6 protein-coding genes are annotated in these 8,983 nt (G+C 40.4%); all 6 read right to left on the bottom strand.

The annotated features are described in order from the left end of the window. Window positions 1-443 precede the first annotated feature (443 nt). On the bottom strand, window positions 444-1,157 hold the full coding sequence (locus tag ANME2D_RS05155) for a hypothetical protein (RefSeq protein WP_048089547.1): 714 nt from the start codon (window positions 1,155-1,157) through the stop codon (window positions 444-446). Between the two features lie 10 nt (window positions 1,158-1,167). Continuing rightward, window positions 1,168-2,598 (bottom strand): hypothetical protein, encoded by a 1,431-nt coding sequence (locus tag ANME2D_RS05150; RefSeq protein ID WP_048089545.1) that lies wholly within the window; start codon window positions 2,596-2,598, stop codon window positions 1,168-1,170. 12 nt (window positions 2,599-2,610) lie between these two features. Next, a complete protein-coding gene (locus ANME2D_RS05145) occupies window positions 2,611-3,348 on the bottom strand; it encodes a hypothetical protein (protein WP_048089544.1) in 738 nt (245 codons plus the stop codon). 4 nt (window positions 3,349-3,352) lie between these two features. Further along, window positions 3,353-4,639, bottom strand: a complete 1,287-nt coding sequence (locus tag ANME2D_RS05140) for a hypothetical protein (RefSeq protein ID WP_198527358.1) — start codon at window positions 4,637-4,639, stop codon at window positions 3,353-3,355. Next, the gene (locus tag ANME2D_RS05135) at window positions 4,636-5,325 is read right to left on the bottom strand and encodes a hypothetical protein (protein WP_048089540.1); all 690 of its coding nucleotides are present in this window, start codon (window positions 5,323-5,325) and stop codon (window positions 4,636-4,638) included. Before ANME2D_RS05135 ends, ANME2D_RS05140 begins: the two co-directional genes overlap by 4 nt. 10 nt (window positions 5,326-5,335) lie before the next feature. Beyond that, window positions 5,336-8,983 (bottom strand): vWA domain-containing protein (locus tag ANME2D_RS16745; RefSeq protein WP_198527357.1); only part of this gene is annotated, 3,648 nt, incomplete at its 5' end.

Genomic DNA, 8,983 nt, shown 5'->3' with positions numbered 1-8,983 from the left:
GATATATCATGAAGAACATATAATATATATCTTACGACTTTAAACTATTGACGTGACACTAGTTGCCTGCCGCGGGAATACAGTGCTCTCACCGCAAAGAGCTCAAAGGTCGCAAAGATTTTTGTTACTAAGCTTTGCGTTCTTAGCGTTCTGATGAAACGCTCATGAGCGAGTTTTCATGCATAAATTTATGAAAAACCGTAACGCTTTCACATATAGGTTTAAGTTTTTCATTGTTATCTATGAATCACAGTTCATAGCTGACTTTGCAGTGTATGAATGAATTACCAATAGTTTTAGGCAGGCGTTGGTAATCATCTATATACCAGGATTCCGGAAGATAAAGGAAAAATGAAATAAATGGTTCTTTTTTGAAAGCTACTCCTTTTGGAATTGCATATATTCGATGAAATCTATGTTTTTCTGCAAAATTATCATATCTTTCAAACATACCGCAGCTCATAGCCCAGATGGAGCCTTACGCTATCCAGTTCGTCTGGACAACCTAACTGCTCTGGGTGTAGAATGCAGACAAGCAGCATTATTCCACCATTTTCAAGTTGCTCTACTTTTCTTGCAGGAGCAGAGAGAAGTTTTTCACGACCAATTTTATCCACTAACGGCTTAGAATAGAAATTTACAATATCAGGTAATACTTTCAGGAAATCTTCTTCATTGAAGGGGATGTCGTCTTGGTACTCACTCCTGAAAGCACCATGTACAAAATTGAATCTATCGAATACCTCTTTACATAGGTTAATAAAGGCTAAAAAGGTTTTTTCGTCAGCCATGCAATACTCATTTGTTTCAAATGAAATTAATGATTTATTGTCTTCTACTGGATGAACGCCAACATTGAAAGGAAACTTCACTTCATCTAAGTAGCCTAGATTTATACCAAGCGATGTAGTTTGTAAGTTAAAATTCAGATAAGTATAGATAATTTCTGCTAACTTTTCAGTTGATTCATTTATTTCTTTTTCAGAATGTATTATATCTTTCCCAGGTTGAGAGTATGCAACTTTGCTAATAATAGAATAATAGCCTTCATATTTAACGTTATATTTTAATCCTCTGGAAACAAGAAAATAAAAAAGTTTATTGATAAAAACAGGATCAAGATTTTTATTATAATAAAACTGTATGCTCCAAAACATCTAAATCACCTCAAATGAAATAACCCCATGGAATATTATTCGAATTTAGCCAATTTATAAGGTCACCAGGGGGTACCTCTCTAAACATTATCTTATAGTCATCGATTGTACCTTTTTGTACTAATTCCTTAAATCCATCATTTATTTCTTTAATATCTCCATTGAATCTGTCCCAAGTTGCAAAGTTTCTATCTTTTAATTCATATCCAACTTTTTTAGTCCCTTCTTGCATAATGAGATCGATATCACCAGGTTTTTTGCCCAGACCTAATCCTGATGGTCTTCCCATCTCAATAATATCAGCAATATTCCTGCTTGCAGCATACTCGACCTCAAACGCAACTCCTTTGAAATTTCCAGGATCTCCTGCTGTTGATACTCTTCTTACTACCCTGTCTATTCCATTCACATCCTTTAACTTATCCGTATTCCCGATAAACTTCTCTATCTCTCCTGAAGGTACGCTTCGAGTATTTAACTTTACGAGGTTTATCCTAAATTTCCCCATTAATTGAGAATTTGCCCCTCTCACATTGAGCGAAAACATGTCCTTAAGCGCGACATCATTCAATTTATTTACAAAGTTTGCACCGTCATCCCCTGTCCTGAGTAGAATATCCACCAGCTCGTTATGATAGCCGCTCAATGAAGTTATCTTGCTATTCCCTATATTCGTAAGATGGTTCATTACCCTTGCCTGTTTTACCGCCGTCTTTATCTTTCCGAGCGTATCCGCAGGCGCAGTCAATCCGAGAGATGCAGCATCATCCAGCAGGAAAGCGCCTACTCTCTCTGTTATTCTCAACCCTTTAGTAGTCCGCAACAGCATCTTCAGATCGTCCATCTTTGTGAGGACGCTATTTGCAAGTTCGGCAAACCTGCCTGAGGATGTAACAGCCTTAAGTTCTCCAGCACCAACGAACATCGAAAGTATCTGAGTTCCTACATAGCCAGAATACCATCCCTCGGCAAACCTGCTGTGGAGTGTTGTACCTTCAGCATAGGGGTTCTCTAACCTCTGCTTATCTTTAATAGCATCTGGAAGCGATGCGATAAGGTCAGCAAAAAGCGAAGGATCTGAGGCTATGCTCCCTGCTAGGTCTCTGATGCCTGCCAGAAATCCGCCAGGATCATCCTCAATCAGTATCACAAGTTCAGGTATCTCTGCAATGGCTGCCGATAAACCTGACAGCGTTCCCAGATTGCCTGCGATCTCATTGCCGTAAATAGTATCCGAACCAAGCCTGGCTGCCATCTGGCCATAGATTGAGGGACGGTGGTAAACTAAAGCTGTCTCATAATTGCCGTTCCAGTCGTTGGCGTTAATGTTCGAATAAGCAAGTGAAGTAGGAACAAATGAAAATAAAAGTAAAAAGATGAGGAAAAAGGAGATAAAAGGTTCTTTTTTGAAAGTTGTCCTTTTTACCCCAATACCTGCCATTGATTTAAAATCCTACTCAAAAACAACTTCTTTTAACTCTTTTTCAGAGAACCAGTCAGAAAGGAATAATGTATAAACTACATCAAAATTCTCATATACTTTCTTTAATACGCCTCTTAATCTGTTACGGTTAGCCAATCCTATCTCAGTTTTTTCAAACCAGATATCGGTATCAGTCCTAAAAACAATATTGTAATATGCTGGATCTGCACTTTCCACATGTTGATTTTCACCTTTCAATGAACTGTGAGATATATCTATCATTATCGGATCGGATGTAGGTGGTTCATCTAAAATCTCGTCATATCCCCATGTCGCATACAACCCTTTTGAATTTCTGTCTATATATTCGTCCTTTCTTTTTAAGACAAATTTTGTTTTTCCGTTATGAATATCAATATCTCCGATATATTTTATTTTATCTTTAAAAGTCTCATTGCTATGGATTTCTTCCAAAAATTTATGATATGAAATTCCTTTATCTGATTGAATTTGTCTTCTAAGTATACCCAGTGGCTTAATTTTATGTTCAAATAATCTATTAGCAAGAATGTCTTCAGAAAAGGTTACTAAGCCATACTCGATTTTTGTTGGTATAAAAAATCCCTTACTAATATCAAATACCTTTCTTGTAATTTCTAAAATTTCATTGAAGATTTCTGAAGTTTTTCGCGCTTTTCCAGCAATAATAAAACCCCATGAGCTCGTCTCTTGTGGCATATATGCCACAAAATCTATATTCTTCTGCATATTATCACACCCATTCGAACAAACCTGAAGTTCCTCGGATTCCTCTTATTGAATTTCCATTTGGTAAGAATACTTCGATTTCACTAATGTAATTAGTCTTTCCCTTTAGAACGAATTCGTCACTCATGTAACTATTTATTTTATTCTTAATCATATTTGCATCTAAACTTCCAAGACCTTCCCTGGCACTAATTTCAAGTTTAGTTGGATTGCTACCAATTAGACCTATATTATCACCAAATTTTTTCTGTCCAGAACCCAAATATTCCATTATTTTGTTTTCAGTTAAGCTCCCAAACGATGCCTTTAGTTCAATATACTTGTTTCCAACCTTTAAATCAATTTGTTTAATCGGTTCTATTACCATGTCCGAGGTAATTTGCCTGTAGTAAGCCGCCCTGTCAGCCTCAAATGCCAGACTTTTGAAATTGCCAATATCGTTTGTAGATGCTGTTTTATCTATAAACTTTCTAGCTCCCGGGATATCCGTAACTTTTGAAATATCATCAATATATTTACCAACATCTCCCTCCGATATGCCAATATTCCACATTTGTACAAGCCCAGCTCTGAATTCAAGTAATCTTCTATCCGGTACCCCACTCACTCTTAGCGAGAACATCTTCATGAGTGTGGCGTCATCCATTTTATTTACAAATTTGGCACCGTCATCCCCTGTCCTGAGTAGAATATCCACCAGCTCGTTATGATAGCCGCTCAATGAAGTTATCTTGCTATTCCCTATATTCGTAAGATGGTTCATTACCCTTGCCTGTTTTACCGCCGTCTTTATCTTGCCAAGCGTATCCGCAGGCGCAGTCAATCCGAGAGATGCAGCATCATCCACCAGAAAAGCGCCTACTCTCTCTGTTATTCTCAACCCTTTAGTAGTCCGCAACAGCATCTTCAGATCGTCCATCTTTGTGAGGACGCTACCTGTAAGCTCTGTGAATTTCGCTGAAGATGTAACAGCCTTAAGCTCTCCGAAACCCAAGAACATCGAGAGTATCTGAGTTCCTATGTAGCCAGAATACCAGCCGTTGGCAAAGCTGCTGTGAAGCGCTGAGCCCTTTGAGTATGGATTTTCAATCAACTGCTTTTCTTTGACTGCATCAGGTAGCGACGATATAAGGTCGGCGTTGATATTCGAATCGGCAAGTGAAGTGGGAATAAAAGAGAACAAAAGCACAAAGATTAGAAAAAAAGAAATTAGATGTTCTTTTTTGAAAGTCACTGCTTTTGAAACTGTGTACATGCAACTATGTTTTTCTGCAGAATTCCTATTTTTCAAACATACCGCAGCTCATAACCCAGATGGAGCCTTACAGCATCCAGCTCATCAGGACAACCTAACTGCTCTGTGCAGACAAGCAGCATTATTCCGCCATTTTCAAGCTCCTCTACCTTTTTTGCAGGTGCAGAGAGAAGCTTTTCACGCCCTAACTTATCCACCAACGGCTTAGAATAGAAATTTACAATATTTGGCAATTTTTTCAGGAAATCTTCTTCATTTAAGGGAATATCATCTTGATATTGGCTTCTGAAAGCACCATGTACAAAATTGAGTCTATTGAATACCTCTTTACACAGGTTAATAAAGATTAAAAATGTTTTTTCATCAGGGATGAGATGTTCACCTGCTTCAAATGAAATTAAGCACTTATTATCTTTAACCGGAATGATGTATATCCCAAATTTAATATCAACCTCACCTAAATAATTCAAAATTATATCGAGGTGTGTTGTTCTTAGGTCAAACTTGAGGTAAGTGTCGACAATTTCAGCCAGCTTTTCAGTTGATTCTTTTACCTCTTTTTCAGAATGATCTATGTCCTTTTTTGTGTCTTTGGCAAGAATCGAATAACCACCTCCTTTAGCGTTATATTTTACTCCTCTGGAAACGAGAAAATAAAAAAATTTATTGATAAAAACAGGGTTAAGATTTTTATCATAATAGAACTGTATACTCCAATCCATCTACATCACCTCAAACATAATGACCCCATGGGATATTCTTTGAGTCCAGCCAATTTATCATGTCTTCAGGTGGTCTCTCTCTGAATACTATCTTATAGTCATCTAGTTTTCCATTTTGTACCATATCCTTAAACCCTTTATTTATATCATTAATATCATCGTTAAATCTGTCCCATGTGGCAAAGTTTCTATCTTTTAATTCATATCCAACTTTTTTAGTCCCTTCTTGCATAATGAGATCGATATCTCCAGGTTTTGTAAGTTCTGTATTACTGAATTCTGATGATCTCCCCATTTCAATAATGTCATCAACCTTCCTGCTTGCTGCATACTCGACCTCAAACGCAGCTCCTTTAAAATTTCCAGGATCTCCTGCTGCTGATACTCTTCTTACTACTCTGTCTATTCCATTTACATCCTTTAACTTATCCATATTCCCGATAAACTTCTCTATCTCTCCTGAAGTTACACCTCGAGTATTCAACTTTACGAGGTTTATCCTAAATTTCCCCATTAATTGAGAATCCGCCCCTCTCACATTGAGCGAAAACATGTCCTTAAGCGCGACATCATCCATTGCACTTACAAAGTTTGCACCGTCATCCCCTGTCCTGAGCAGAATATCCACAAGCTCATTATGATAGTCCTTCAATGAAATTATCCTGCTATTCCCTATATTCGTAAGATGCTTCATTACCCTGCCCTGCTTTACTGCTGTCTTTATCTTTCCGAGCATATCCGCAGGAGCGGTTAATCCAAGAGATGCCGCATCATCAACAAGAAAAGCGCCAACTCTCTCCGTCACAGTGAATGATTTTGAAGCCCTCAACAGCAGCTTCAGATCGTCCATCTTCGTGAGGACGCTACCAGTAAGCTCAGTGAATTTCGCTGAAGATGTTACAGCTTTAAGCTCACCAGCACCCACAAATATCGAAAGTATCTGAGTTCCTATGTAGCCGCTGTACCAGCCGTTGGCGAAGCTGCTGTGAAGCGCTGAGCCCTTTGAGTATGGATTTTCAATCAACTGCTTTTCTTTGACTGCATCTGGAAGCGACGCGATAAGGTCAGCAAAGAGCGAAGGATCTGAGGCTATATTTCCTGCAAGGTCTCTGATGCCTGCCAGAAATCCGCCAGGATCATCCTCGATCAGGATCACAAGTTCAGGTATCTCTGCAATGGCTGCCGATAAACCTGATAGCGTTCCCAGATTGCCTGCAATCTCATTACCGTAAATAGTATCCGAGCCAAGCCTGGCTGCCATCTGACCGTAGATTGAGGGACGGTGGTAAACTAAAGCCGTCTCATAATTACCGTTCCAGTCGTCGGCGTTAATATCCACTCTTGCGGTCCTGAAGGCATCCAGTATTGTCTCTAAATCTGTCTCAAAGTATGTGTGCTCGTTTACTGTGGTTATGCGGCTTGAGTAAGAGTACCTGTCCCTCTCGATATCGTTCTTTAGCAAAGCTACATCCTTCACTCCACCGTAGTCAGAAACTGTGTACCAGAAATCGTACTTTGTCGTAAAGCTGAAGCTGTCTTTGCTCACCGATAAGAAATCTACTCTGATTGCAGGCGGAGTTATATCAAAAATCGTTGGATCCTCACCATAACCCCTCTCTTTATTATCATCAATACCGTCTCCATCCGTATCCCTGCTGCCCGGATCTGTACCCCATATGATTTCTTCGCCATCAGGTATCGTGTCAAAATCTGTGTCGGGATTCAAAGGGTTAGAGGCAGGTACAATGGCAGTTATATACGGGGAATAATCCGTACCCTCATAGACAGCCTTGAGGAAGTTCTGAGCATTTGCAGGGCTGTTTACAACATAGATCGTGCTGGTTCGTTTTACTTCCTCGTAATCGTCCAGATCGTCGCCATCACTGTCGGCAAGTGTGGGTTTGCTTATGATGTTGAAATATTTCTTGCCGCCAAACTCAACAAGAGTTCCAGCTTCCTCTCCATCCAGGAGACCATCGCCATCCGTATCAGGATCGTAGGGATCACTGAAGTACCAGTTCCCGAACCCATCCCTGAACCCTCCTGTTTCAAGTGCATCAGAAAGACCATCGTTATCGCTATCCGTGGGTTCTATTTCTCCTGAGATATCGCGGAATACCTGCGGAAGCTGATCTGCAGAAGAGACAGGGTAATATTTTCCGCCTGTAGCAGTAGCAATGCCTGTAAGAAGCGCACTGTCCACTGAACTTCCAAGCCCGATAGTGTAGATGGTGATGTTGTTCGCCACGGCCTGCTGAGTGTAGTAATTGTTATAAGAGCCCTGGCCGTCGGTGAGCAGTATCATCATCCATGCATGACTTGAGTTTCCTGAATTTATCAGATGGTTGTTTGCAACACTTACGCCTGCACCGATATTCGTTCCGCCAGAAGAGTCAATGCGGTCTATAGAGGAGTTGACTGCGTTGAAATCATCCGTGAGCGGTCTTATGAGATATGCAGAACTATCAAAATCCACAACCCCGGCGCGGTCACCGGGAATAAGCGCACCGACGAAGTTCTTTGCTGCTATCTTGCGGTATCCGTAAGGATCGTTCCAGCTCATGCTTCCTGAGCTGTCCATGGTGAACATGACATCAACATAGACAACATCAGCACCGCCACGTCCCATGTTCATTTCAGCTTCGAACAGGGCATTCCAGTTGGGCACATAAAAAATAGCAAAGGTGGAGAAGTGAGAAGTAATCCCGGTGACTGTATGATTTGCAGCATCTACTGTTGATTCTATCTGGATAAAAGTGCCAAGAGTTTCATTGAAATAGAACAGTGAGAGATTCGAGGGGTCGCTCACTTTCTGGGCATCATAAGTAAGGGTTATTTCTGCTTTTTCAAATGGTTTGTCCAAACTGAAATCAATAACATGACTTACAAGTGCAGATATGTTTGTAAAAATTTCTGAAGTGACATTGTAAATCCTCAGTTCTTTTGCAAGATATCCTTTTCCTGTGATTGCTACCTTTACGCCAAGTTCTTCATCCCTAATAACGGAAGTATAATCCTCGTCTCCATCCAGAATGCCGTCGCCATCGCTATCAGCAACAAGTGGGTCGGAGCCCAGCATAATTTCAACATCATCTGTGAGATCGTCACTGTCAGTATCCCTTCTCAAAGGATTTGTTAGATGTATTTTTACCTCATCGCTGTCAGAGAGGGTATCACCGTCGGTATCAGGGTTCAGGGGATTTGTCCCCAACGTCTGCTCTTCAAGGTTGGTTAATCCATCTCTATCCGTGTCCTCATCAGAATCATTAATGCCGTTACCGTCGGTATCTGCTTTCAAAAGTGAAGTCCCTGTTGCAAGAAGTTCAAATGCATCCTCTAAACCATCGCCATCGGTATCTTTGTTGAAGGGATCTGATCCAAGCTTATACTCAGCATATGCTGCAAGCCCGTCATTATCAAAATCTTCTAGACCGTCGGGTATTCCGTTCCCTGCCTCGTTTTCCTGTGTTAATGAGGAGTCCGAGTCAGGGTTTTGCGGATCGAATCCGAGTAATCTCTCATAGTATTCTGGAAGCATGTCCCCATCAAGGAGAAGGGTGATGGATCTTGTCCGTCCGATTGAATCTACGGCACTTATGGTGATGTTGTTTATTTCAACAAGATCTACGGTTGTTGAGAAATTCTGATCTATGACCGG

Origin of the sequence: Candidatus Methanoperedens nitratireducens, assembly GCF_000685155.1 — an archaeon.
Taxonomy (GTDB): domain Archaea; phylum Halobacteriota; class Methanosarcinia; order Methanosarcinales; family Methanoperedenaceae; genus Methanoperedens; species Methanoperedens nitratireducens.
Note: the sequence above shows the minus strand (reverse complement) of the source record. Positions and strands in the feature narration are given on the sequence as shown.